General features: G+C 62.8%; 22 protein-coding genes. 11 read left to right on the top strand and 11 right to left on the bottom strand.

What is annotated here, in order from left to right; genetic code table 11:
• Positions 1-147: 147 nt before the first annotated feature.
• Together DBO86_RS02090 and DBO86_RS02095 are read right to left on the bottom strand one after the other, a co-directional pair.
• On the bottom strand, positions 148-1,761 hold the full coding sequence (locus DBO86_RS02090; protein ID WP_108232859.1) for an NAD(P)/FAD-dependent oxidoreductase: 1,614 nt from the start codon (positions 1,759-1,761) through the stop codon (positions 148-150).
• Between the two features lie 102 nt (positions 1,762-1,863).
• On the bottom strand, positions 1,864-2,535 hold the full coding sequence (locus tag DBO86_RS02095) for a COG3650 family protein (protein WP_108232860.1): 672 nt from the start codon (positions 2,533-2,535) through the stop codon (positions 1,864-1,866).
• 197 nt (positions 2,536-2,732) lie between these two features.
• On the opposite strand from DBO86_RS02095, the gene DBO86_RS02100 reads away from it, so the two are divergent.
• Positions 2,733-3,614, top strand: coding sequence for an RluA family pseudouridine synthase (locus DBO86_RS02100; RefSeq protein WP_108232861.1), 882 nt, complete (start codon positions 2,733-2,735; stop codon positions 3,612-3,614).
• A gap of 212 nt (positions 3,615-3,826) precedes the next feature.
• Here the strand turns inward: DBO86_RS02100 and DBO86_RS02105 are convergent, their stop codons facing one another.
• The 5 genes from DBO86_RS02105 to DBO86_RS02125 form a co-directional block, all read right to left on the bottom strand.
• On the bottom strand, positions 3,827-4,867 hold the full coding sequence (locus DBO86_RS02105) for an AbrB family transcriptional regulator (RefSeq protein ID WP_108232862.1): 1,041 nt from the start codon (positions 4,865-4,867) through the stop codon (positions 3,827-3,829).
• Positions 4,868-4,876: 9 nt separating this feature from the next.
• Positions 4,877-6,394 carry a tripartite tricarboxylate transporter permease gene (locus tag DBO86_RS02110; RefSeq protein ID WP_108232863.1) on the bottom strand — a complete coding sequence of 506 codons (1,518 nt, stop codon included), beginning with the start codon at positions 6,392-6,394 and terminating at the stop codon, positions 4,877-4,879.
• 2 nt (positions 6,395-6,396) lie between these two features.
• On the bottom strand, positions 6,397-6,852 hold the full coding sequence (locus DBO86_RS02115) for a tripartite tricarboxylate transporter TctB family protein (RefSeq protein WP_084341052.1): 456 nt from the start codon (positions 6,850-6,852) through the stop codon (positions 6,397-6,399).
• A gap of 141 nt (positions 6,853-6,993) precedes the next feature.
• A complete protein-coding gene (locus DBO86_RS02120) occupies positions 6,994-7,914 on the bottom strand; it encodes a tripartite tricarboxylate transporter substrate binding protein (protein WP_241197907.1) in 921 nt (306 codons plus the stop codon).
• A 93-nt stretch (positions 7,915-8,007) separates the two neighbouring features.
• Positions 8,008-9,273 carry an OprD family porin gene (locus DBO86_RS02125; protein WP_108232865.1) on the bottom strand — a complete coding sequence of 422 codons (1,266 nt, stop codon included), beginning with the start codon at positions 9,271-9,273 and terminating at the stop codon, positions 8,008-8,010.
• A 454-nt stretch (positions 9,274-9,727) separates the two neighbouring features.
• Between DBO86_RS02125 and DBO86_RS02130 the strand changes: the two genes are divergently transcribed.
• Both DBO86_RS02130 and DBO86_RS02135 read left to right on the top strand, forming a co-directional pair.
• Positions 9,728-10,399, top strand: a complete 672-nt coding sequence (locus tag DBO86_RS02130) for a response regulator (RefSeq protein ID WP_108232866.1) — start codon at positions 9,728-9,730, stop codon at positions 10,397-10,399.
• Positions 10,396-11,793: a sensor histidine kinase gene (locus tag DBO86_RS02135; protein WP_108232867.1), complete on the top strand. Its 1,398-nt coding sequence runs from the start codon at positions 10,396-10,398 to the stop codon at positions 11,791-11,793. Before DBO86_RS02130 ends, DBO86_RS02135 begins: the two co-directional genes overlap by 4 nt.
• On the opposite strand, the gene DBO86_RS02140 is transcribed toward DBO86_RS02135, so the two are convergent.
• From DBO86_RS02140 to ygfZ, 3 genes are all read right to left on the bottom strand, one after another.
• The gene (locus tag DBO86_RS02140; RefSeq protein WP_074855603.1) at positions 11,776-12,531 is read right to left on the bottom strand and encodes a substrate-binding periplasmic protein; all 756 of its coding nucleotides are present in this window, start codon (positions 12,529-12,531) and stop codon (positions 11,776-11,778) included. The two genes, DBO86_RS02135 and DBO86_RS02140, sit on opposite strands and share 18 nt — an antisense overlap.
• Before the next feature lie 139 nt (positions 12,532-12,670).
• Positions 12,671-13,507, bottom strand: coding sequence for an HDOD domain-containing protein (locus DBO86_RS02145; protein ID WP_075746295.1), 837 nt, complete (start codon positions 13,505-13,507; stop codon positions 12,671-12,673).
• Between the two features lie 46 nt (positions 13,508-13,553).
• Positions 13,554-14,495 carry a CAF17-like 4Fe-4S cluster assembly/insertion protein YgfZ gene (gene ygfZ, locus DBO86_RS02150; protein ID WP_104727089.1) on the bottom strand — a complete coding sequence of 314 codons (942 nt, stop codon included), beginning with the start codon at positions 14,493-14,495 and terminating at the stop codon, positions 13,554-13,556.
• Positions 14,496-14,640: 145 nt separating this feature from the next.
• On the opposite strand from ygfZ, the gene DBO86_RS02155 reads away from it, so the two are divergent.
• Positions 14,641-14,895 carry an FAD assembly factor SdhE gene (locus tag DBO86_RS02155; protein WP_004423874.1) on the top strand — a complete coding sequence of 85 codons (255 nt, stop codon included), beginning with the start codon at positions 14,641-14,643 and terminating at the stop codon, positions 14,893-14,895.
• Positions 14,879-15,346, top strand: a complete 468-nt coding sequence (locus DBO86_RS02160; RefSeq protein WP_004423875.1) for a protein YgfX — start codon at positions 14,879-14,881, stop codon at positions 15,344-15,346. The genes DBO86_RS02155 and DBO86_RS02160 overlap by 17 nt, the downstream gene beginning before the upstream one ends.
• On the opposite strand, the gene nadB is transcribed toward DBO86_RS02160, so the two are convergent.
• Positions 15,300-16,931, bottom strand: a complete 1,632-nt coding sequence (gene nadB, locus DBO86_RS02165) for an L-aspartate oxidase (protein ID WP_108232868.1) — start codon at positions 16,929-16,931, stop codon at positions 15,300-15,302. The genes DBO86_RS02160 and nadB overlap by 47 nt on opposite strands.
• Positions 16,932-17,297: 366 nt before the next feature.
• On the opposite strand from nadB, the gene rpoE reads away from it, so the two are divergent.
• The 6 genes from rpoE to lepA all read left to right on the top strand — a co-directional run bounded on the left by rpoE (position 17,298) and on the right by lepA (position 23,294).
• Positions 17,298-17,879: an RNA polymerase sigma factor RpoE/AlgU gene (rpoE, locus tag DBO86_RS02170; RefSeq protein ID WP_074855614.1), complete on the top strand. Its 582-nt coding sequence runs from the start codon at positions 17,298-17,300 to the stop codon at positions 17,877-17,879.
• Between the two features lie 30 nt (positions 17,880-17,909).
• Positions 17,910-18,482, top strand: a complete 573-nt coding sequence (locus DBO86_RS02175; RefSeq protein WP_108232869.1) for a sigma-E factor negative regulatory protein — start codon at positions 17,910-17,912, stop codon at positions 18,480-18,482.
• Between the two features lie 15 nt (positions 18,483-18,497).
• Positions 18,498-19,445, top strand: a complete 948-nt coding sequence (locus DBO86_RS02180; RefSeq protein WP_104727091.1) for a MucB/RseB C-terminal domain-containing protein — start codon at positions 18,498-18,500, stop codon at positions 19,443-19,445.
• On the top strand, positions 19,442-19,897 hold the full coding sequence (locus DBO86_RS02185; RefSeq protein ID WP_004423880.1) for a SoxR reducing system RseC family protein: 456 nt from the start codon (positions 19,442-19,444) through the stop codon (positions 19,895-19,897). Before DBO86_RS02180 ends, DBO86_RS02185 begins: the two co-directional genes overlap by 4 nt.
• Before the next feature lie 23 nt (positions 19,898-19,920).
• Positions 19,921-21,345, top strand: a complete 1,425-nt coding sequence (locus DBO86_RS02190; RefSeq protein ID WP_108232870.1) for a DegQ family serine endoprotease — start codon at positions 19,921-19,923, stop codon at positions 21,343-21,345.
• Positions 21,346-21,494: 149 nt separating this feature from the next.
• Positions 21,495-23,294: a translation elongation factor 4 gene (gene lepA / locus DBO86_RS02195; RefSeq protein WP_004423882.1), complete on the top strand. Its 1,800-nt coding sequence runs from the start codon at positions 21,495-21,497 to the stop codon at positions 23,292-23,294.
• Positions 23,295-23,300 lie beyond the last annotated feature (6 nt).

Genomic DNA, 23,300 nt, shown 5'->3' on the forward strand with positions numbered 1-23,300 from the left:
GCAAAGTCCGTTGCGCCGTAACCCACCATTGGCGCAGAGCAGGACAATCGCCTGGTGGGGTACGCGGCGCACTACGATGGCGGTGATCGGACCTTCGCAGGTTTGGCGCCGCTAACCCACCCTACGGGGTGTGTGACACGAAGGGGCTTAGCGATTCAACCCAAGCATGTCTTTGGCCACGGCTTCGGCCACGCGAATGCCGTCGACCCCAGCGGAAAGAATGCCGCCGGCGTAGCCGGCACCTTCACCGGCCGGATACAGCCCCTTGAGATTCAGACTCTGCAGGTCATCGCCACGGGTGATGCGCACCGGCGATGAAGTGCGCGTTTCGATGCCGGTGAGTACCGCATCAGCCAGGTCGAAGCCCTTGATCTGCTTGCCGAAGGCCGGCAATGCTTCGCGGATGGCTTCGATGGCGAAGTCCGGCAGCGAGGGCGCCAGATCGCCCAGTTTCACGCCCGGCTTGTAGGAGGGTTGCACTTCGCCGAGGGCGGTGGACGGCTTGCCTTTTATGAAGTCGCCGACCAGTTGTCCGGGCGCCTCGTAGTTGCGCCCGCCGAGCACGTAGGCGTGCGATTCCAAGCGTTCCTGCAGTTCCACACCGGCCAGCGGGCCACCCGGATAGTCCTGCTCGGGAGTGATGCCGACGACGATGCCGGCGTTGGCGTTGCGCTCGTTGCGCGAATACTGGCTCATGCCGTTGGTGACCACGCGCTCAGGCTCGGAGGTGGCGGCGACCACGGTGCCGCCCGGGCACATGCAGAAGCTGTAGACCGAGCGACCGTTGCTGGCGTGGTGCACCAGCTTGTAATCGGCAGCGCCGAGTTTCGGGTGGTCTGCGTATTTGCCCAGGCGGGCGCGGTCGATCAGCGACTGCGGGTGTTCGATGCGGAAGCCGACCGAGAAGGGCTTGGCTTCCAGGTACACGCCGCGGGCATGGAGCATGCGGAAGGTGTCGCGTGAGCTGTGGCCGAGGGCCAGCACCACATGGCGGCTGAGCAACTGCTCGCCGTTCTCCAGCACCACGCCGGTGAGTTGGCCGTCTTCGATCAGCAGGTCGCTGACACGCTCCTGGAAACGCACTTCGCCGCCGAGAGCCTTGATCTCTTCACGCATGGTGGCGACCACGCCGGTCAAGCGGAAGGTGCCGATATGCGGCTTGCTGACGTAGAGGATCTCGTCCGGTGCGCCAGCCTTGACGAACTCCTGCAGCACCTTGCGTCCGTGGTGATGCGGGTCCTTGATCTGGCTGTACAGCTTGCCGTCGGAGAAGGTGCCAGCGCCGCCTTCGCCGAATTGCACGTTGGATTCCGGGTCGAGCACGTTCTTGCGCCACAGGCCCCAGGTGTCCTTGGTGCGTTGGCGTACTTCCTTGCCGCGTTCCAGCACGATGGGGCGCAAGCCGGCCTGGGCCAGGATCAGCGCGGCGAAGATGCCGCAGGGACCAAAGCCGACGACGATGGGGCGTTCGTCCAACGGCGTTTCGGCCTTGCCGACCGGCTTGTAGGTGATGTCCGGTGCCGGGCCGACATGCTTGTCATCACTCAGGCGAGCGAGCAGGGCGGCTTCGTCTTTCACCTCGCAGTCGATGGTGTAGATGAACGGCATGTCGCCGTACTTCTTGCGCGCATCGTAGCTGCGCTTGAACACGCTGAAGGTCAGCAGGTCATTGTCGGCGATGCCCAGGCGCTGGACGATAGCCGGGCGCAGGGCATCATCGGCATGGTCGAGGGGCAGTTTCAGTTCGGTCAGGCGAAGCATGGGCAGTGTCCTGGTTGGCCGGTGGTGATCCGGCAAGGTGGAAAAGGGCGGCAATTGTACAGGATCGCTGTCCCAGAGGCCCGTACGCTCGCTCAGGCCTCATCAGTTACGCATGGCGCCGAAATGCGCGCAGCCGCGTAGTACCTGGCCGTCGAGGCGCAGTTCGGCGCTGAGGTGATTGACCGTGCCGCTCATGCTGTCGACGCAGCGCTGCGGCGCCACCCACAGATCCAGATGCTGGCCGTTGGCTTCGCTGCTGAAATTCAGGCGGCCATCCGGCAGCTGCTCTTCCAGGTAGGGCAGGGCCAGCGGCTCCTGCTCGGGACGATTGAGCACCAGGCCCTTGCTGCCGACTTCCAGTTGCCAGAACGGCTCGTTGCCGCTGGCGCGCAGGGCCAGGCGTTTGAAGTTGAGGTCGTCGCAGCTAGGCCCCTCACCTTGCAGGCGATAGATCTGGTTGACCTCGAAACGGCCGTCGTTGCCTTTGCCCTGGCTGCCGCCCAGGCGACCGGTCAGATCGGCGAACAGGCTGGCCTGGCCATCACTGCCGAGCTGCACGACTTCGCGCTCGATGCCTGTGCTGCCGCCATCGATCAGCACGAAGCGGCGCTGTTCCTGGCAGGGGGTGAGGACCAGTTGACCATTTTCAATCTGGACTTGACCCTGCAGGCGGGTGGCCGGAGGTGGGCCTTCCGGCTTGCCGGTGTAGACCTGGCAGGCAGCCAGAAGCGGGAGGAGGGCGACGCTGGTAAGCAGGGAGCGGGTGATGGACATGGGTCTCTCCAGATACGAGCGGCCACCATAGCCAGAGTGCGCCCCAGGCTCAAGGCGTGAGCTCGAAAGTCGCGCAGTGTGCTTCTTCCTCTGGCAGAGCTGTCGCGAAGCGCTGAACCGGGGTGCGCTTGGCTTTGACTGAGCCGCGCGAGTACGGCCTAATTCGCCCCTTCATAAGCCGTCGAGCAGCTTCTGCAATGCCCAACCCCGCCATGCGTCCCAGCACGCTTCATTTGCCCCAGGGCCGCTGGGCGACGGTGCTCGATTGCCTGTGCGATCACTTTCCCGCCATCGACCGCGCCACCTGGCTGCAACGTATGGCGCGCGGTCGGGTGCTGGATGCGGCGGGCACGCCCATCGACGCCACGCATCCCTATCGGGCTGGTCTCAAGGTGCGCTATTTCCGTGAAGTGCCGAATGAGACGCCAATTCCTTTCGTCGAACAGGTGCTGTGGCAGGACGAGCACCTGCTGGTCGCCGACAAACCGCATTTTCTGCCGGTGATGCCTGCCGGTGAGTACGTCGAGCAGACCCTGCTGGCACGCATGATCAAGCGCACCGGCAATCCTGACCTGGTGCCGATCCACCGCATCGACCGACTGACGGCTGGCCTGGTGTTGTTCTCGGTCAACCCGGCCAGTCGTGGCCAGTATCAGGCGCTGTTTCGCCAGCGCGCGGTGGAGAAACGCTACGAGGCTATCGCTCCGGCATTGGCGCAGTTGCAGTTTCCCTACCTGCATCGTTCACGCATGGTCGACGGTGAGCCGTTCTTTCGCATGCAGGAAGTCGCAGGCGAGGCCAACAGCGAAACCCGAATCGAGGTGCTGGAACGACGCGGCGAACTGTGGCGTTACGGCTTGTCGCCGGTGACCGGACGCAAGCATCAGCTGCGCGTGCATCTGTCCGGGCTCGGCGCGCCTATCGTCGGCGACGATTTCTATCCGCTGCTGCGGGAATCGCGTAATCTGCCGGATGACTACAGCAAGCCGCTCAAACTGCTGGCGCGAGGCTTGCGTTTCGTCGATCCGCTTAGCGGGCAGATGCGTGAGTTTGATAGCCATCTGCAGTTGCAGTGGTAGCGTCCGGTCGTGGGAGGGGCTTCAGCCGCGAGTTTTTCGCCGCTACGACTGCATGGATGCTGGAGGTAGAGTTGGATGCCAGAGCCGAAAGCGTCTTCCACAGTCGCGTAGGGCGTACTCGCGCAGCAGTACGCCGCCGGGGTGGCGCAAGCTCGCAGTCCAACCGGCGGACTGTTCGCTGGCGCTACGAGCGGCCGGCGTTCCGGTCCGCCCTACGCGTGGCGCTTGCACCAGAGCTTGAATAAGGGTTCTGCCAGGAACATCACCAGAAACAGCCGTAGCACCTGCAATGCAGTCACCAGCGCCACCGACAGCTGCAAGGCTTCGGCGGTCAGGCACAGCTCGGTAATGCCGCCGGGCATCATGCCCAGCATCAGCGACAGGTGGTCTTCGCCAGCCAACCAACCGAGGGCTTCGCCGAGCACGGCAGCGGCGAGCATCGCCAGCAAGGTGAAGGCCAGCACGCGGGCGAGAAAACCCGGTGCACTGCGGAAGAAAGCGCGATCGAAGTGACAGCCCAGAGCGCAACCAATTAGCCACTGGCCGAGCTGGCCGAGGCCTGGCGGCAGGCCCAGATGCAGGTCGAAGCCGGCGCTGGCAACGGCGCAGACAGTCAGTGGGCCGAGCATCCATGGGTTGGGTTGTTTCAGGCGGCCCCAGAGCATTGCTAGTAGAGCGCCAGCGGCGAGCAGGCCGATCAGCCAGGTCCAGTCCACCGGTGCACGAGTCGGCGCGCTGACGGCGGGCAGGCCCCAGGTGAACAGCGCCGGAATCAGCAGCACCACCAGCAGCAGACGCAGGCTGTGCGCCGCCGCCACGCGCGCGGGTTGGGCATCGTGACGCAGGGCCAGGTTGACCATCTCGCTGGCACCGCCAGGCATGCTGGCGAAGAAGGCGGTAGCGCGGTCTACGCCAGCACGACGCAGGATGGCAATGCCGATCAGGCTCAGCAGCAGCGTGCCGAAGGCGCCCATCACGATCACGGGCAAGTGGCTGAGCACCTGCTGCAGCACGTCGCTGGTGAAGTGCAGACCGATGCCGCTGGCGACCAGCCATTGGCCGGCCTTGCGCCCGCCCGGCAGTTCACTGAAGGCGCGATTGGCCAGGCAGCGCACAACGATTACCGCCAACAACGAACCGACCATCCACGGCAAAGGCCAGTCTGCGAGACTGGCCAGGTAACCACCCACCGCGCCGGCCAGTGGCGTGGGCCACCAGCCGCGGGGGTTAAAGGAGGAAACGCTTAACGACACACATCTTCCTTAGGCGGCGTCAGCCACTTCAGCCTGACGCTGGTTACGCTTGCGCCAGCTACGGTAGAAGGGCAGGGCGATCATGCCGACGATCAGCGTCCACACGCCCCAGGTGATCGGACTGGCGAACAGGATGCCCAGCTCGCCATTGGAGATCGACAGTGCACGACGCAGGTTCTGCTCCATCAGGCCGCCGAGGATGAAGCCCAGCAGAATGGCCGACAGCGGGAAGTCCAGCTTGCGCAGAATGTAGCCCGCGACGCCGATACCGATCATCAGGAACAGGTCGAAGGTGGTGGCATGCACCGCATAGACACCGATCGAGGTGATGATGGCGATGGCCGGTACCAGTGCCCAATACGGCACGGCGAGGATCTTGGTGAAGATCTTGATCATCGGCACGTTCATCACGATCAGCATGATGTTGGCGATGAACAGCGAGGCGATCAGGCCCCAGACAATATCCGGCTGGTCTCGGAACAGCAGCGGGCCAGGGGTGATGTTGTACAGCGTCAGTGCGCCGAGCATGACCGCGGTGGTGCCCGAACCGGGAACGCCGAGGGTCAGCATCGGCACCATGGAGCCGCAAGCCGAGGCGCTGTTGGCGGTTTCCGGGGCAGCCAGGCCGCGCAGGTCGCCGTTGCCGAACTTGTTGTCCTTGTGCGCCAGGCGTTTTTCGCTCATGTACGCCACGGCACTGGCCAGGGTCGCACCGGCACCCGGGAGGATGCCCAGGCCGAAGCCGATTGCGCCGCTGCGCAGGTTGGTGGCCAGTACCGACATGCCCTCCTTGAGGTTGAACAGCATGCGGCCCTTGGCTTGGATGGCTTTCTGGCCATGGTGGGTGCGTTCGAGCAGCACCAGAATCTCGCTGACCGAGAACAGCCCCAGTACCAGCACCACGAACTGGATGCCGTCAGCCAGGCCCAGGCTGCCGAAGGTAAAGCGATACACGCCGCTGTTCGAGTCGATGCCGACGCACGACAGGAACAGGCCGATGCAGCAGGCGATGGCGGTTTTCATCGGCTTGTTGCCGGCCATGCCGGCCAGGCAGACGATGGCGAATACCATCAGCACGAAGTATTCCGCGGGGCCGAAGGCCACGGCCCACTTCGCCAGCAGCGGGGCGAAGATGACCACACCGCAGGTGGCGATCAGGCCGCCGACGAAGGAGCTCCAGGCGGAGATGGACAGGGCAACGCCAGCCTTGCCCTGACGCGCTAGCGGGTAGCCGTCGAGGGTGGTCATCACGGCCGAGGCTTCGCCCGGGATGTTCAGCAGAATCGAGGAAATACGGCCGCCGTACTCGCAGCCCAGGTACACGGCAGCGAGCAGGATCAGCGCCGTTTCCGGCGGCAGGCCGAGGGCGAAGGCGATGGGGATCAGCAGCGCCACGCCGTTGATCGGGCCCAGGCCGGGAAGCAGGCCGACGACCGTGCCGATCAGGGTGCCGCACAGGGCGGTGAGCAGGTTGTAGGGGCTCAGGGCGACGCCGAAGCCCTGACCGAGATAGCTGAGGGTATCCATGATTAATTCTCCAGCGCGGCGAGGATGCCGAGCGGCAGGGGTACGTCGAGGGCTTTGTCGAACAGCAGATACAGACCGACGCTGAGTGCCACGCCAGCGATCACGCTGACCTTCCAGGAGCCTTCATACAGGCGGGCCATGGCGATGGCGAAGAGGATACTTGCCGGAATGAAGCCGAGGAGTTCGAACACGGCGGCGTAGATGCTGAGCATCACCACGCAGCCAACGACCTTGCTCAGTACGTGGCGATCCAGTGGTGGCTCGTCATGTTCCGCCGTGGCGCTGGCCGGCTTGGCAATCAGGTAGATGGCACCGAGGCCCATCAGCGTCAGGAGCAGCAGCGGGTAGGCGCGAGGCCCGACAGGTTCGTAGGAGAACGGCGCGTGGTAGCCCCAGGCTGCGGCGGCCAGGCCCAGGCAGCAGAGCAACAGCACGATGCCGAAGATGCGTTGGTACATGAGGAAATCCTCGTGATGTTGTGGTGCCTGCCGGGTTTCCTGGCGTGAACGACGCCAGCCCGTGAGCACGAAGCTCCAGGCGGTTGAGGGTGGTGGGAACGGGCCGGACGCCGACCCCACAAGGTGTCGGCGTCATGCGGGTTACTGCTGGATCAGGCCGAATTCCTGAGCCAGTTGCTTGTACTGCACGACCTGCTTCTTGACGTAGGCGTCAAGCTCGTCGCCGGTCATGGCGAAGGGGTAGAGTTCGCGTTGCTCACGCAATTGGGCGAAGTCTTCCGAGGCCAGCAGTTGGTCGAAGGCGTTCTTCCACCAGGCGTAGGCTTCGTCGCTGACTTTCGGGCCAACGTAGAAACCGCGGATCACCGGCCAGGTCACGTCGTAGCCTTGTTCCTTGGCGGTCGGGATCTTCGACACTACTTCGCCCGGCAAGCGCTCGTCGGAGAACACCGCGAGGATGCGCATGTCGCCACTTTCGATGTGCGGCACGGAGTCGGAGATATCGGTACTGGCGACCTGGATGTGACCGCCGAGCAGGGCCGTAGCCAGCTCACCGCCACCTTCCATGGCCACGTAGCGCAGTTGGCGCGGGTCGATGCCGGCGGCGCGGGCGATCAGCGCGGTCTGCATCCAGTCCTGGCTGCCGACGGTGCCGCCGGAACCGATCACCACTTTGCCGGGCTCGGTCTTGATGGCAGCGACCAGATCATCGAGGGTCTTGTACGGCGAGTCGCTACGTACGGCCAGGGCGCCATAGCTGGTGCCGACGCCGGCCAGCCACTTCACGGCATTCTCGTCGAAACGACCGAACTTGCCTTGCGCCAGGTTCAGCAGGGAGCCGCTGGAGAAAGCGGTGATGGTGCCGGCTTCGGACGGGCGCTGAGCGACCACTGCGTTGTAGGCCACGGCGCCAACGCCGCCCGGCATGTAGGTCACACGCATCGGCGAGGACAGCAGCTTGCTGTCTACCAGCGCGCTTTGCGCCAGTTTGCAGGTCAGGTCGAAGCCGCCGCCTGGGGCTGCCGGGGCGATGCATTCTGGGCGTTTCGGTTCGGCGGCCATCAGTTGGCTGGCGAAGGCCAGGCAGGAGGCGGCGATTGCAGCACGGATCAGGGCAGGTTTCATGGTGGATCTCCTCGCTAATCTTATTGTGATTTACCAGATGGGCAGGCTGTAGCCGACGATGATGCGATTTTCGTCCGCATCGCGAGCGAAGTCGGAGCGGAAGCTGGCGTTACGCGCACGAATGTAGAGATCCTTGAGCGGGCCGCTCTGCACCACGTACTTGAGTTCGATGTCGCGTTCCCATTCGCCACCACGCTGGTTGCTACCGGCGACGCGCGCGTCGTCACTGGTGATGTAGCGGGTCATGAAGCTCAGGCCGGGCAGACCGAAGCTGGCGAAACTGTAGTCGTAACGGGCCTGCCAGGAGCGCTGGTCGGCGTTGGCGAAGTCGTTGATCTGCACGAAGTTGATCAGGAATGGGTCGCTGCCGTCGATGTAGGCAAAACCGGTGTCACCGCTCATGTCCTGAAAGCCCAGGCCGAATTTGTGGCCGCTGATACCGTAGCTGAGCATGGCGTTGATCGCACGGTTATCCACCTTGCCGGCCTTCGATGCGCCGCTGTCCTTGCTGAGGATCAGGCGTAGATCGTTGCTCAGGGTGCCGGCGCCCAGCTTGTGGCTGCTCAGCAGGCCGAAGAAGTGCTGGCGGTAGAGGTCGTCGAGGTCGGCGAAGTAATAACGACCGGTGAAGCCTGGAGCGAACTTGTAGTCGACACCGGCCAGATCCAGGTGGTCGGCACTGATGCCGGCGGCGAAACGACGGTTCTTGCTGGCGAGTACCAGGTCTTCCTCGTTGGTCGAGGCGCGGTCGATCACCTTGTCCAGGCGACCGCCGGTGAAGGTCAGGCCTTCCAGTTCGGAGGAGGTCAGCAGGCCGCCTTCGAATACCTGCGGCAGCAGGCGGCTGTCACTGGCCTTGACCACGGGCAGCTCGGGAACATGCGAGCCATAACGGAATTCGGTTGCGGAGACCTTGACCTTGGCGGTCATGCCGAGGCGGCTGAACTCGTCAGCTGAACGGCCATCGTCGTGCACCGGCAGCAGGTCGGTACCGGTGCGGCCCTTGCCCGAGTCGAGCTTGATACCCAGCAGGCCCATGGCGTCGAGACCAAAACCTACGGTGCCTTCGGTGAAGCCGGACTGAACATCCAGGCGAAAACCCTGGCCCCATTCTTCACGCTTGTTCTGTCCGTCACCTTCACGGAAGTCGCGATTGAAATAGATGTTGGTGGCGGTGAGGCTAGCCGAGCTGTCTTCGACGAAAGCGGCTTGAGCGATGGGGGCGGCGAGGCTGGCGGCGATGGCCAGACTAAGCAGATGTGCAGGCGGGAAAGCCTGACGCGAGGCAGCAAACATGGTGTGGTCTCCGTTCTTGTTCTTGTAACGGCACTGCTCCACTGCAGGCCGTTCAGGCAGGTGGGTCGAGCCACCTGAGGGGCGATCCTAGATGTTCAAGCTTTCAGCAACCTTTCATTGATGAAAAATCGCCGGGAGCGATTTTTGACGTCGGCTCCGCCGACGGCCCGTAGGGTTGCCGCCAGGGATGGCAGGCAGCAAAAAAATGCCGGGCGCGATTTTTGTGGCCTGCGCGGGCCCGTCATTCGGGGGTAGGGTGCGCCGTGCGCACCGACGTGCCAGTGCGAGTGTCAGCGGCGCGCACGGCGCACCCTACCTATCCTTCTCCTGGTGCCTGACGGACTGGCATTCCCCTACGAGGGCTGTTTCGACTCGTTCGGCATTTCGGCAATTCACAGTGGCGATGGCGGCGCTACACTGCGCGCCTCGAACGATCTTGTGGTGGAGGTTTAAGGTGCGAATTCTGCTGGTCGAAGACCATCTGCAGCTCGCGGAAAGCGTGGCCCAGGCCCTCAAGGGCGCGGGCTGGACGGTAGACGTGCTGCACGATGGCATGGCCGCCGACCTGGCGCTTGCCAGCGAGGACTATGCGCTGGCCATCCTCGATATCGGTCTGCCGCGGCTCGATGGTTTCGCCGTGCTGGCACGCTTGCGTGACCGCGGCCAGACCCTGCCGGCGCTGATGTTGACCGCACGTGGTGAGGTGAAGGATCGGGTGCACGGTCTCAATCTTGGCGCCGATGATTATCTGGCCAAGCCCTTCGAACTCTCCGAGCTGGAGGCGCGGGTCAAAGCGCTGTTGCGTCGCAGCGTGCTGGGTGGTGAGCAACTGCAACGCTGTGGCGAGCTGGTCTACGACCTCGGAGCTCGACGTTTCACCCTGGCCGGTGAGACGCTGACGCTGACTGCGCGTGAGCAGGCGGTGCTGGAGGCGATGATCGCCCGCCTGGGTCGGGTCATGAGCAAGGAGCAGTTGGCGGCTCAGGTTTTCGGCCTGGACGAGGAGGCCAGTCCCGATGCCATCGAGATCTATATCCATCGACTGCGCAAGAAGCTCGAAGGGCATGCCGTGCGTATCGTCACCTTCCGCGGGCTGGGTTACCTGCTGGAGGCGGTGGAGGCATGACCCGCATCGGCAGCCTGCGCGGTCGCCTGCTGCGCCGATTGGCGCTGCTGTTGTCGGTGATCCTGCTGGTCAGCAGCCTCAGTGCCTACTGGAGCGCGCGTCACGCGGCGGACACGGCCTATGACCGTACGCTGCTGGCGTCGGCCAGGGCCATCGCCGATGGGCTGTACAGCACCGGGGGGGCACTGCGCGCCAACGTGCCCTACATGGCGCTGGATGCCTTCGCCTATGACAGCGCCGGACGTATCTATTACCAGGTGCTGGGGATCGAAGGCGAGCTGATCTCCGGCTACGAAGACCTGCCTTCGGCGCCTGCCGATACACCACGCACTGAGGATTACCCGGCGCTGGCGCGCTTCTATGACGGTATGTACCGCGGCCAGGGCGTGCGTGTGGTGAGCCTGTTGCAGCCGGTCAGCGAGACCACCATCAAAGGCATGGCGGAAATTCGCGTGGCCGAAACTCAGGGGGCCCGCGAACGCATGGCCAGAGAGTTGCTGATCGGCACCTTGTGGCGCATCGGCCTGTTGGTGGCGGTGGCGCTGCTGTTGATCTGGGTCGCAGTCAGCCTGGCACTGCGACCGCTGGAGACCTTGCGCCGCGCCGTGGCCGAGCGCGCCAGCGATGACCTGCGGCCATTGCCAGACGCCGAGTTGCCACGCGAGATCGGCCCGCTGGTCGAGGCGCTGAATCAGTTCAACGAGCGCCTGCAGACGTTGTTCGAGCGGCAGTCGGCCTTTATCGCCGATGCGGCTCATGAACTGCGCACGCCGCTGGCCGCGCTCAAGGCGCGAATCGCCCTGGGGCTGCGTGCCGATAACCCCGATGACTGGCGCCAGACCCTGGAACAGGCCGCCGAGCACAGCGACCGGCTGACCAATCTGGCTAACCAGTTGCTGTCGCTGGCACGCATCGAAAGTGGCGCGCGGGCCATCACCGAAGGCGGCGCGCAACGCATCGATCTCAGCTTGCTGGCCCGGGAACTGGGCCTGGCCATGGCGCCGCTGGCTCATGCGCGCGGTGTCGCGCTGGCACTCGAGGCCGAGCAGCCGGTCTGGGTCGACGGTGAACCGACCTTGCTCAATGAACTGCTCAGCAACCTGATCGATAACGCCCTGGCATATACGCCACCTGGCGGTAACCTGGTGCTGCGGGTTTTGGCGCCAGCGGTACTGGAAGTCGAAGACGATGGGCCGGGCATTCCCGAAGAGGAGCGCGACAAGGTGTTCGAACGCTTCTATCGACGCAGCGCACAGGGCAGTGGCGCCGGCTTGGGGTTGGCTATCGTCGGCGAGATCTGCCGAGCGCATCGTGCGCAGATCAGCCTGCATCAGGCGATGCCGCATGGCTTGCGGGTGCGGGTGGTGTTCCCGGTTTCAGTGCCCGAGGCTTAACGGCTGCTGGATTTCCAGCAGGTACTGCGAAATTTTGCCGCTGTCGCGCAGTCGTGCCAGGCCCCGGTTGAAGCGCTGCATTAGTTCGGCATTGCCTGGCACTTCTCGTGACAGCAGCAGGTGCAGGCTGTCGCTACGCAGTGGCACCGGGTGAAAACTCAGCAAACGACGTTCGGCAGCGCTGAATTGCTGATGGAGCAGGTCGAAGCCCACCACCTTGTCCACGGGAAACACATCGATGCGCCCGGCCAGCAACTGGCGCAGGCCCTGCTCATCACCGGTCAGACGTACCACCTCGAGCTCTCCGGCGGCTTCGGCGCGTTGAAAGGCTTCGCCGTAGTCATAGCCACGAGTAGCGGCAATGCGCAGGCCGCGCAGATCTGTGACATCGTTCCAGTCAAACGCGTGGGTCTTGCGGTGAAAGAAGTAGTAGCGGCTTTCGACCACCGGCTCGCTGATATGAAAGTGCCGTTCACGTTCGGGGTTGTGAAACCAGACGGCGCTGCCGTCGCGCACGCCTTGTTTGGCCATTTTCAGCGAGCGCGCCCAGGGGTGAAACTCCCACTGCACTTCGATGCCCTGAAGTGCGAACGCCTCGGCGACGATGCGTGACGCTACACCATGGTAGGGCAGGGTTTCACCGAGATAGGGCGGCCATTCGCCGTTGGTCAGACGTACCTGCTCGGCAGCCTGGGCACTGCCGAGCAACAGGACGAGCAGGAAGAATGCGTAACGCATGGCTCTACTTCCTCAAGCGAATGGCTCGAGTGTAGAGACATTTTGTGATCTGCGTCCCTGTAGATCACCCTTCGGGCCGTCGCGCAGCGACGTCAAAAATTGCTCCCGACAATTTTTTGCCATCCATGGCGAGATGCTTTTATTGCAGCATGCTCATGGCTGCCTCCATGGCAGCGGAGAGGTCTTCGTCGGCCTGCATGTCGACCTGCGGGTCGAGGCCGAGCTTGGCGAAGGCCGGGACCTTGCTCCAGTCCAGCTGGGTGTAGGGGTGCTCGCTGCCCAGGTAGCTTTGCAGCGTGGCGACCTGAACGATATCGACGTAATCGACCTTGGCCGAGTCGCGGGTGAAATCCAGATACTGGCTCGGCACGATGGCGATGGGCTCGGGGAACTCCCAGGTACGCAGGATCTTGTCGCCGATGATCGGGTGAATCTGCTCGATCACGTGATTGAGGCTGATGGAGTCGGCCAGCAGTTCGTTATGCTCTTCGGCGTAGGTGAGGATCGGCAGCACGCCGATCTGGTGCACCAGGCCGGCGAGCGTAGCCTGATCCGGCATCAGGCGGGTGTAGTGACGGCACAGCACGTGACAGATACCGGCGATCTCGGTGCTCTTGTTCCACACCTCGCGCATCTTGCGGTCGACCACATCGCTGGTGGCCTGGAACATCTGCTCCATGGCCAGGCCGGTGGCCAGGTTGCAGGTGTAGTTGATGCCCAGACGGCTGACAGCCATCTGCAGGTCGGTGATTTCCTTGTTGCTGCGCAGCAGCGGGCTGTTGACCACCTTGATGATGCGAGCGGTGAGGGCGGCGTCGTTACCGATTACCTTGCTGATCTGCGGAATACCCACACCCGGGTCTTCGGCTGCTTCACGCACCCGCAATGCCACCTCGGGCAGGGTGGGCAGTACCAGCTCATCGTTTTCGATGGCGTGGATCAGTTCCTGTTGGACTTTTTCGGCAAGCTTGCTCATGAAGTAGCTCTCTTTGGCGATCCGATGCGGCGCCGGGGAAGTTTAGTCAGCGCTGGATTTCCTGGTTAGCATCCAGCTGATAAGGCAGGTCGAGCAGGGTCAGGGGCGGGCCTTCACTGCTGCCGAGATGAATGCGGCCGTCGTTCACGGCGTCTTCCTGCAATACGGCGAGCAGCTCGATGGCGTCGCCGGCCTGGGCCGCCAGCACCACTTCGCCAACGCTGGAGCCATGCACCGGTGAGAACAATTCGACGCCGACGGCCGGTAGCTCTGCAGCGACCAGACGCAGGCGCTGCAGGCGGCGCTTGAGCTTGCCCAGGTACTGCATGCGCGCGACGATTTCCTGGCCGGTGTAGCAGCCTTTCTTGAAACTCACGCCGCCGAGGGCCTGCAGGTTGATCATCTGCGGGATGAACAGCTCACGTGTCGCGCCGAACACCTGGCCCACGCCCGCACGGACCTGAGCCAGCAACCAGTCGTTCAGTGGCGCCTGCGGCAGTTGAGCGGCCAATTGGGCTTGCAGCTTTGGCGCTTCCTCTGCTGGCGCCCAAAGTTCGGCGCGGCCATCGCTCAGGCGTACGGCGAGCAGTTGGCCGGCGCTGGCCAGGGAATCACTGGCGGTGCCCAGCTGCAAATCGAGTTCGCTCAGCACGGCATCGGCGCCCGCCAGGCCAAAACGGACCCAGGCGGCGCTTTCGTCGCTGAGCTTGGATTTGGAGAACACCGCATATTTCTGCAGATCGGCCAGCTGCGGCTCGATCAGTTCGCGTGCCATGGCCAGCAGGTAGCCGTCTTCTACCGGGACGATGCGAAAGCTCGACAGCATGCGGCCCTTGGGCGTGCAGCGGGCGCCAAGGCTGGACTGGTTGGCACTGAGGTAATTGAGGTTGCAGGTCACTTGGCCCTGCAGGAACTTGGCTGCGTCCGCGCCGCGTACGGCGAGCAGGCCTTCGTGATCGAGGAGTGTGAAGTAAGCGCTATCGGCCATGATGCAAATCGAATCACTGAATAAAGGTCAGGGGCATCATCATAGTGGGCAGGGTGGGGCCTTGTCAGCGCTATTACGCAGCGTCTCGGTGAACAGCGAGGTAATTCGCCGTTATACTGCCGGCCTCGTTCGAGGAGTCCGTTGCATGGTTGAGCAAAGTGAACTGAATCGCCTGTTCTGGCATAGCCGCCGTGGCATGCTGGAGCTGGACGTGCTGCTGGTGCCCTTCGTCAGGGAGGTGTACCCGAGCCTGGATGCCGAGAACCAGGCGCGCTATCGCAAGTTGTTGGAATGCGAGGATCAGGACATGTTCGGCTGGTTCATGCAGCGCGGCGAGCCCGAGGATGCCGACCTGCGCCATATCGTGCGCATGATCCTGGATCGTGTCCAACCCAAGTGATGTCTTCGAGTGCCGTTGGCAGCCATCACGCTGGCTGCTGAGGCTCTACCTGTCGGTCCAGGCACTGGCCTTGCTGGCGCCGTGGCTGGCCGACATTCCCACCTGGTCCAGGCTGCTGTCACTCGTGGCTTGCCTGGCACATGCCGCCTGGGTGCTACCGCGACACGTCTTGCTGACTGCGCCACAGGCCATCACGGGTTTGCGCCGTGATGGATTCGGCTGGCATCTATATAGCGTTGCAGCAGGCTGGCAGGCGGTGCAACTGCGCCCGGACAGTCTGGCGTTGCCGCTGGCGGTGGTGCTGCGCTATCGCCTGCCAGGCCAGCGTTTCAGTCGTGGGCTGTGCATTGCCCACGATGCGCTGGCGCCCGAGCACCACCGGCGCCTGCGCTTGCGTCTGAAGTTCAGCCGACGGCGCTGGGCTGAGCCTGGGACGTCGGCGTCAGAATAGTGTCTCGGGCTTCGGCCAACTGCTCGGGGTAGTCGAGGGTGTAGTGCAGCCCGCGGCTTTCATGGCGCTGCATGGCCGAGCGGATCATCAGCTCGGCGACCAGTGCGAGGTTGCGCAGCTCGATCAGATCACGACTGACCTTGTAGTTCGAATAGAACTCGTCGATCTCGTCCAGCAGCAGGCGCACGCGGTGTTGCGCGCGCTGCAGGCGCTTGTTGGTGCGCACGATACCGACGTAATCCCACATGAAACGCCGCAGCTCATCCCAGTTGTGGGCGATGATCACGTCCTCGTCGGAGTCGGTCACCTGGCTGGCGTCCCAGTCCGGGAGGTTGCTGGGCATGCCGATAGTGTCCAACTGCTCGACGATATCGGCGCAGGCTGAGCGCGCATAAACGAAGCATTCGAGCAGCGAATTGCTGGCCATGCGGTTGGCGCCATGCAGGCCGGTGAAGCTGGTCTCGCCGATGGCGTACAGCCCGGGCACGTCGGTACGCCCATGCTGATCGACCACCACGCCGCCACAGGTGTAATGGGCGGCGGGCACTACCGGGATGGGCTGTTTGGTGATGTCGATGCCAAAGCCCAGGCAGCGTTCGTAGACGGTGGGGAAATGACTCTTGATAAATTCGGCCGGCTTGTGACTGATGTCCAGGTACACGCAGTCGACGCCCAGGCGCTTCATCTCATGGTCGATGGCGCGGGCGACGATATCGCGCGGTGCCAGTTCGGCGCGCTCATCGAAGCGCTGCATGAAGCGTTCGCCATTGGGCAGCTTGAGCAGGCCGCCTTCGCCACGCACGGCTTCGGTGATCAGGAAGCTCTTGGCCTGCGGGTGATACAGGCAGGTGGGGTGGAACTGGTTGAACTCCAGGTTGCCGACGCGACAGCCGGCACGCCAAGCCATGGCGATGCCGTCGCCACAGGCACCGTCGGGGTTGCTGGTATAGAGGTAGACCTTGGCCGCGCCGCCGGTGGCGAGAATCACGAAGCGCGCGCTGAAGGTGTCGACTTCGCCGCGGTCACGATCCAGTACGTAAGCGCCCAGACAGCGCTCGCCATCCAGGCCGAGCTTGCCCTCGGTGATCAGGTCGACGGCGACGCGTTGCTCCAGTAATTCGATGTTCGAGCGTTGTCGGGCCTGTTCCAGCAGCGTGTTGAAAATTGCCGCACCAGTCGCGTCGGCGGCGTGGATGATGCGCCGATGGCTGTGGCCGCCCTCGCGGGTCAGATGGAACTCGAAGCCGCCGTCCTCGCGCGCGGTTTCATCGTCTCGGGTGAAGGGGACGCCCTGATCGATCAGCCACTGGATGGCCTCGCGGCTGTGTTCTACGGTGAAACGCACGGCGTCTTCGTTGCACAGGCCGGCCCCGGCGTTGAGGGTGTCGGCGACGTGTGATTCGACCGTGTCGGTATCGTCCAGAACGGCTGCCACGCCACCTTGCGCCCAGTAGGTCGAGCCATTGGCCAGCTTGCCTTTGCTCAATACCGCGATGCGCAGATGGGAGGGTAGGGTGAGGGCGAGCGTCAGGCCAGCGGCGCCGCTGCCGATGACCAGAACATCATGCTGGAAGTGTTGGCTCATGTCCGAGTTCCGCGTGAAAGCGAGCCCTAGTATATAGAGAGGGGCAGCGGCACAATAGGTGGCTTATGACCGACCTCGGTGCTCGGGAACTTTCTTAGTCATTAAGGTTCCATTGAGGGTCGCCCATATAAGGGAGATCGCTTGCGCGTGCCTGCATCTGAAGTCAGCGGAGGGTGTGGAAATGAGCGGCGATAAGATTATTTGCGCGGGCGGAAAGGTTCCGCTGGCGCCATTCCAGGCAGAGGGAAGAAAACTCTGCGGGAAGCTTGCTTGGAGGGGAGAACTTTTGCTTAAGACCCGAGTCTATCTTGGCAAGCTGATTCGCTTACGGGTGCAGACCTCCTCCGAGCGTTGTGAGGAGAGTGCATGCTAATCCAGGAAGATGATCAGCAACTGGTCGAGCGAGTGCAGCACGGTGACAAGCGTGCCTTCGATCTGTTGGTGCTGAAGTATCAGCACAAGATCCTTGGTCTGATCGTGCGATTCGTGCACGACACTCACGAGGCTCAGGATGTTGCTCAGGAAACGTTCGTAAAAGCTTACCGAGCGCTTGGAAACTTTCGCGGTGACAGCGCGTTCTATACATGGCTGTATCGCATCGCCATCAACACGGCGAAGAATTACCTGGTATCGCGCGGCCGTCGGCCGCCGGATAGCGATGTCAGTAGCGATGACGCGGAGTTCTATGACGGCGACCACGGCCTCAAGGACATCGAGTCACCGGAGCGGGCATTGCTGCGCGACGAGATCGAAGCCACCGTGCATCGAACCATCGCCCAGTTGCCGGATGATTTGCGCACGGCCCTGACCCTGCGTGAGTTCGAAGGCTTGAGTTACGAGGACATTGCCGGCGTCATGCAGTGTCCGGTAGGTACAGTGCGTTCGCGGATATTCCGCGCACGTGAGGCAATTGATAAGTCCCTGCAACCTCTGTTGCAGGATGCCTAAGGCAGCGGCGGCAGCCAAGAGAGGAACGCCATGAGTCGTGAAACCCTGCAGGAATCGCTGTCCGCGGTGATGGATAACGAAGCGGACCAACTGGAATTGCGGCGCGTGCTCGCAGCCAGCGAGGATGGCGAGCTGCGTGGCACTTGGTCGCGTTACCAGATCGCCCGTGCAGCCATGCACCGAGAGCTGGTGGTGCCGCAGCTGGACATCGCATCAGCGGTTTCCGCGGCATTGGCCGACGAGGCCATTCCGGCGCGCAAGACGTCGATCTGGCGCAGCGTCGGGCGTGTAGCCGTGGCGGCATCGGTGACCGTTGCTGTGCTGGCGGGTGTGCGTTTCTACAATCAGGATGATCTGAGCGGCGTTCAGTTGGCTCAACAGGATGCTTCTCCGGTACTCTCGGTACCGCAGGTGCAGGGTCCTGCACTGCTGGCCGGTTACAACAGCAGCGAGGAAGTCGGCGAGTCTGCCGAGGCTGGCACTGCCAGCTGGCATGAGCAGCGTCTGCCGAACTATCTGCGCCAGCATGCGCAGGAAGCCGTGATGGGTGCCGGTGAAACCGCTCTGCCTTATGCTCGTGCTGCGAGCCTGGAAAACCGCTAAGCGCTAAGGAGTCACATGCGCGCGATTCCCCTCTGCCTGCTTGGAGGTCTGCTGGCATTGCCGGTTCAGGCCTCCGGGGTGCAAGACTTACTCGGGCGCCTCGCTGCGGCAGAACGCCAGCAAAGCTTCCAGGGCACGTTCATATATGAGCGCAATGGAAGTTTCTCCACTCATGCCGTATGGCACCGAGTGGAAGAGGGGGGGCAGATTCGCGAGCGTCTTCTGCAGCTCGATGGGCCTGCCCAAGAGGTGCTGAAAGTCGATGGCCAGACTCAGTGCGTCACGGGCGCGCTGGCCGACCAGGTCAGTGAAGGGCAGGCCTGGCCTGCCCGTCAGCTGGATGCGGAGCAGTTGAGCAATTGGTACAACATGCGTGTTGCTGGCCAGTCGCGCATTGCCAACCGCGCAGCCGATGTACTGGTGCTTGAACCCAAGGACCAGCATCGCTACGGCTTCGAATTGCACCTGGATCGGGAGACCGGTCTGCCGTTGAAATCCCTCCTATTGAACGAGCGCGGCCAGCTTCTGGAGCGCTTTCAGTTCGCCCAGTTGGACACTTCTACCCCTGTTGAAAACGCCATGCAACCGAGTTCGAGCTGCAGGCCGGTGCGTTTTCGTGCTGCCGACAGCATGGCCGAAGGTACCTGGCGATCCGACTGGTTGCCGCCGGGCTTTACCCTTATTGCGGCGCAGATGCGTCGGGATCCTGCTTCCGATGAAGCTGTCGCCTACCTGATGTATGGCGACGGTCTCGCACGTTTCTCCGTTTTCATCGAGCCCCTCAACGGCAGCGTTGTCGACGATGCGCGCAGTCAGCTGGGCCCAACCGTCGCGGTTTCGCGGCGGATGAGTACCGACTCTGGTGACGTGATGGTGACCGTGGTGGGTGAGATTCCTTTGGGGACCGCCGAACGCATCGCACTGTCAATGCGCGCCGGAGTGCCCGAACAGGCTAGCCAATGATCGAGGAGCAGGGGCGTGTAGTGGCGCTCGAGCCCGGCGCTGTCTGGGTCGAGACGCTGCGCAAGAGCACCTGCTCCAGTTGTTCGGCCAATGCCGCCTGTGGTCAGGGCCTGATGGATCGTCTTGGTGTAGGGCGGCAGCGCGGTTATGTGCGCGCGCTCAGTCAAATGCAGCTGGCGGTTGGCGATAGTGTGATCATCGGTGTGCGTGAAGATCTCTTGGTGCGCAGTTCTCTGCTGGTTTATCTGCTTCCGCTTCTGGGTCTGTTTGCCGCTGCGCTGCTGGCGAACGGTCTAGGTCTTTCCGAACCTCTGGTGATCCTGGCAGGCCTGAGTGGCCTGTTCGCCAGTTGGCTGATGGTTCGCTGGCGCGCCGCTCGCGTTGCCGAGAACCCCTTATTGCAGCCTGTTGTCCTACGTACGTTGCTGGCCACTGCGCCAGCGGTCGGTTGATTTACATGGGGAGTGGTAGTTCGATGAGAAAACTCAAGTCCATTGCGCCGTTGTTGGCGGTTGCCTTGCTCTGGGGGCAAAGTCTGCTGGCTCAGGCCAGCCTGCCTGATTTCACCGATCTGGTAGAAGAGGCCTCGCCTGCGGTGGTCAATATCAGTACCCGGCAGAAGATGCCCGAGCGCGCCGTTGCCGGCCATCCGGCGCTGCCTGATCTGGAAGGCCTGCCGCCGATGTTCCGCGAGTTCTTCGAGCGCAGCATTCCGCAGATGCCGCATAATCCGGGCGGTCGCCAGCGCGAAGCGCAGTCGCTGGGTTCCGGTTTCATCATCTCGCCGGACGGCTACATCATGACCAACAATCATGTGGTCGCCGATGCCGATGAAATCATCGTGCGTCTGTCCGATCGCAGCGAGCTGGAAGCCAAATTGATTGGTGCCGATCCGCGTAGCGACGTCGCGTTGCTCAAGGTCGAGGGCAAGCACCTGCCTGTGGTGCGTCTGGGTAAAGCCGATGACCTGAAGGTCGGCGAGTGGGTGCTGGCCATCGGTTCGCCGTTCGGCTTCGATCACTCGGTGACGGCAGGGATCGTCAGCGCCAAGGGGCGTAACCTGCCGAGCGACAGCTACGTACCGTTCATCCAGACCGATGTGGCGATCAACCCGGGCAACTCTGGCGGCCCACTGTTCAACCTGCAAGGTGAGGTGGTGGGCATCAATTCGCAGATCTTCACCCGTTCCGGCGGTTTCATGGGGCTGTCCTTCGCCATTCCGATGGAAGTGGCCATGCAGGTGGCCGATCAGCTCAAGGCCGACGGCAAGGTCACTCGTGGCTGGCTCGGCGTGGTGATTCAGGAAGTGAACAAGGACCTGGCCGAATCCTTCGGTCTGGACAAGCCGGCCGGCGCACTGGTTGCCCAGGTGCTGGAAGACGGCCCGGCAGACAAAGGTGGCCTGCAGGTGGGGGACGTGATTCTCAGCCTCAATGGCAAGCCGATCATCATGTCCGCCGATCTGCCGCATCTGGTCGGCGGGCTGAAGCCGGGCCAGAAGGCAGAGCTGGATGTCGTGCGTGACGGTTCGCGCAAGAAACTCAGCGTCACCGTCGGTACGTTGCCGGAAGAAGGGCAGGAGCTGGCTGCGTCGGGGCCGGCGCAGGGCGGTGAGCGCAGCAGCAATCGCCTGGGTGTGACAGTGGTCGAACTGACGGCCGAGCAGAAGAAAGGTCTCGACCTCAAGGGCGGTGTTGTGGTCAAGGAAGTGCTCGGTGGTCCTGCGGCTATGATTGGCCTGCGTCCTGGTGACGTGATCACTCATCTGAACAATCAGGCCATCGATTCCACTCGCACCTTCACTCAGGTGGCGCAGGATCTGCCGAAGAACCGTTCGGTATCCATGCGTGTGCTGCGTCAGGGGCGAGCCAGCTTCATCACCTTCAAGCTGGCTGAGTAACCCAGGTACGTTGAAGAGGGCGCTTTCGGGCGCCCTTCTTCGTATCTGCACCAGCGCTGTGCAGACGTGACGCCGTCGCGAGGGATCGGGTACAATCCGCGGCTATTTTCGGCAAGCGTCTTGCCCGTGCCTTCTTTGAGTGTTGATCTGTGAGTGACCTGAGTCATATCCGCAATTTTTCCATCATTGCCCACATTGACCACGGCAAGTCCACCCTGGCTGACCGTTTCATCCAGATGTGCGGCGGCCTCACCGCGCGTGAAATGGAGGCTCAGGTTCTAGACTCCATGGATCTGGAGCGTGAACGCGGCATTACCATCAAGGCTCACAGCGTCACGCTGCATTACAAGGCGCAGGACGGTAAAACCTATCAGCTGAACTTCATCGATACCCCCGGTCACGTCGACTTCACCTACGAAGTCTCGCGTTCGCTGGCGGCGTGCGAAGGTGCGCTGCTGGTAGTCGATGCCGGTCAGGGCGTCGAGGCGCAATCGGTTGCCAACTGCTACACCGCCATCGAACAGGGCCTTGAGGTCATGCCGGTGCTGAACAAGATGGACCTGCCGCAGGCCGACCCGGATCGCGTCAAGGACGAGATCGAGAAGATCATCGGCATCGACGCCACCGACGCGGTGGCCTGCAGTGCCAAGAGTGGCATGGGCGTGGACGAGGTGCTCGAACGCCTGGTGCAGACCATCCCGGCGCCGACCGGCGAGATCGATGCACCGCTGCAGGCGCTGATCATCGACTCCTGGTTCGACAACTACCTGGGCGTGGTCTCGCTGGTGCGTGTGCGCCATGGCCGCGTGAAGAAGGGCGACAAGATTCTGGTCAAGTCCACCGGCAAGGTGCACCTGGTCGACAGCGTCGGTGTCTTCACGCCGAAACACACCGCTACTGCTGATCTGAAAGCCGGTGAAGTAGGCTTCATCATCGCCAGCATCAAGGACATTCACGGTGCGCCGGTCGGTGACACCCTGACCCTGTCCTCAACCCCCGATGTCGAAGTGCTGCCGGGGTTCAAGAAGATCCAGCCGCAGGTCTACGCCGGCCTGTTCCCGGTCAGCTCAGACGATTTCGAGGACTTCCGCGATGCCCTGCAGAAGCTGACCCTCAACGATTCGTCGCTGCAATACGCGCCGGAAAGCTCCGATGCGCTGGGCTTTGGCTTCCGCTGCGGTTTCCTCGGCATGCTGCACATGGAAATCATCCAGGAGCGCCTGGAGCGCGAGTACGACCTGGATCTGATCACCACTGCGCCGAGCGTGATCTACGAGATCGAGCTAAAGACCGGTGAAACCATCACCGTTGACAACCCGTCCAAGCTGCCGGACGTCTCGGCTGTCGCTGACTTCCGCGAGCCGATCGTCACCGCCACCATCCTGGTGCCCCAGGAGCACCTGGGTAATGTCATCACCCTGTGCATCGAGAAGCGTGGTGTGCAGCGTGATATGCAGTTCCTCGGTTCCCAGGTTCAGGTGCGTTACGACCTGCCGATGAACGAAGTGGTGCTGGACTTCTTCGACCGTCTGAAGTCGACCAGCCGGGGTTATGCCTCGCTGGACTATCATTTCGATCGCTACCAGTCCGCCAATCTGGTCAAGCTGGATGTACTGATCAACGGCGACAAGGTCGATGCCCTGGCATTGATCGTGCATCGCGATAACGCCGCCTACAAAGGCCGTGCATTGACCGAGAAGATGAAGGAACTGATTCCTCGGCAGATGTTCGATGTGGCGATCCAGGCAGCCATCGGCGGTCAGATCATCGCGCGGACCACTGTCAAGGCGCTCAGAAAGAACGTACTGGCCAAATGTTACGGTGGCGACGTGAGCCGTAAGAAGAAGCTGCTGGAGAAGCAGAAGGCCGGTAAGAAACGCATGAAGCAGGTCGGTAACGTGGAGATCCCACAGGAAGCCTTCCTCGCCGTGCTCAGGTTGGATAGCTAAGGCTCT

Source organism: Ectopseudomonas oleovorans (assembly GCF_003052605.1).
GTDB classification, from domain to species: Bacteria; Pseudomonadota; Gammaproteobacteria; order Pseudomonadales; family Pseudomonadaceae; genus Aquipseudomonas; species Aquipseudomonas oleovorans_A.

What these genes read in the sequence shown, in the direction of transcription:
- DBO86_RS02090 (WP_108232859.1), bottom strand. Translation starts at nt 1,761, where the DNA reads ATGCTTCGCCTGACCGAACTGAAACTGCCCCTCGACCATGCCGATGAT.
- DBO86_RS02095 (WP_108232860.1), bottom strand. Translation starts at nt 2,535, where the DNA reads ATGTCCATCACCCGCTCCCTGCTTACCAGCGTCGCCCTCCTCCCGCTT.
- DBO86_RS02100 (WP_108232861.1), top strand. Translation starts at nt 2,733, where the DNA reads ATGCCCAACCCCGCCATGCGTCCCAGCACGCTTCATTTGCCCCAGGGC.
- DBO86_RS02110 (WP_108232863.1), bottom strand. Translation starts at nt 6,394, where the DNA reads ATGGATACCCTCAGCTATCTCGGTCAGGGCTTCGGCGTCGCCCTGAGC.
- DBO86_RS02115 (WP_084341052.1), bottom strand. Translation starts at nt 6,852, where the DNA reads ATGTACCAACGCATCTTCGGCATCGTGCTGTTGCTCTGCTGCCTGGGC.
- DBO86_RS02120 (WP_241197907.1), bottom strand. Translation starts at nt 7,914, where the DNA reads ATGGCCGCCGAACCGAAACGCCCAGAATGCATCGCCCCGGCAGCCCCA.
- DBO86_RS02125 (WP_108232865.1), bottom strand. Translation starts at nt 9,273, where the DNA reads ATGTTTGCTGCCTCGCGTCAGGCTTTCCCGCCTGCACATCTGCTTAGT.
- DBO86_RS02135 (WP_108232867.1), top strand. Translation starts at nt 10,396, where the DNA reads ATGACCCGCATCGGCAGCCTGCGCGGTCGCCTGCTGCGCCGATTGGCG.
- DBO86_RS02140 (WP_074855603.1), bottom strand. Translation starts at nt 12,531, where the DNA reads ATGCGTTACGCATTCTTCCTGCTCGTCCTGTTGCTCGGCAGTGCCCAG.
- DBO86_RS02145 (WP_075746295.1), bottom strand. Translation starts at nt 13,507, where the DNA reads ATGAGCAAGCTTGCCGAAAAAGTCCAACAGGAACTGATCCACGCCATC.
- ygfZ (WP_104727089.1), bottom strand. Translation starts at nt 14,495, where the DNA reads ATGGCCGATAGCGCTTACTTCACACTCCTCGATCACGAAGGCCTGCTC.
- DBO86_RS02155 (WP_004423874.1), top strand. Translation starts at nt 14,641, where the DNA reads ATGGTTGAGCAAAGTGAACTGAATCGCCTGTTCTGGCATAGCCGCCGT.
- nadB (WP_108232868.1), bottom strand. Translation starts at nt 16,931, where the DNA reads ATGAGCCAACACTTCCAGCATGATGTTCTGGTCATCGGCAGCGGCGCC.
- rpoE (WP_074855614.1), top strand. Translation starts at nt 17,298, where the DNA reads ATGCTAATCCAGGAAGATGATCAGCAACTGGTCGAGCGAGTGCAGCAC.
- DBO86_RS02175 (WP_108232869.1), top strand. Translation starts at nt 17,910, where the DNA reads ATGAGTCGTGAAACCCTGCAGGAATCGCTGTCCGCGGTGATGGATAAC.
- DBO86_RS02180 (WP_104727091.1), top strand. Translation starts at nt 18,498, where the DNA reads ATGCGCGCGATTCCCCTCTGCCTGCTTGGAGGTCTGCTGGCATTGCCG.
- DBO86_RS02185 (WP_004423880.1), top strand. Translation starts at nt 19,442, where the DNA reads ATGATCGAGGAGCAGGGGCGTGTAGTGGCGCTCGAGCCCGGCGCTGTC.
- DBO86_RS02190 (WP_108232870.1), top strand. Translation starts at nt 19,921, where the DNA reads ATGAGAAAACTCAAGTCCATTGCGCCGTTGTTGGCGGTTGCCTTGCTC.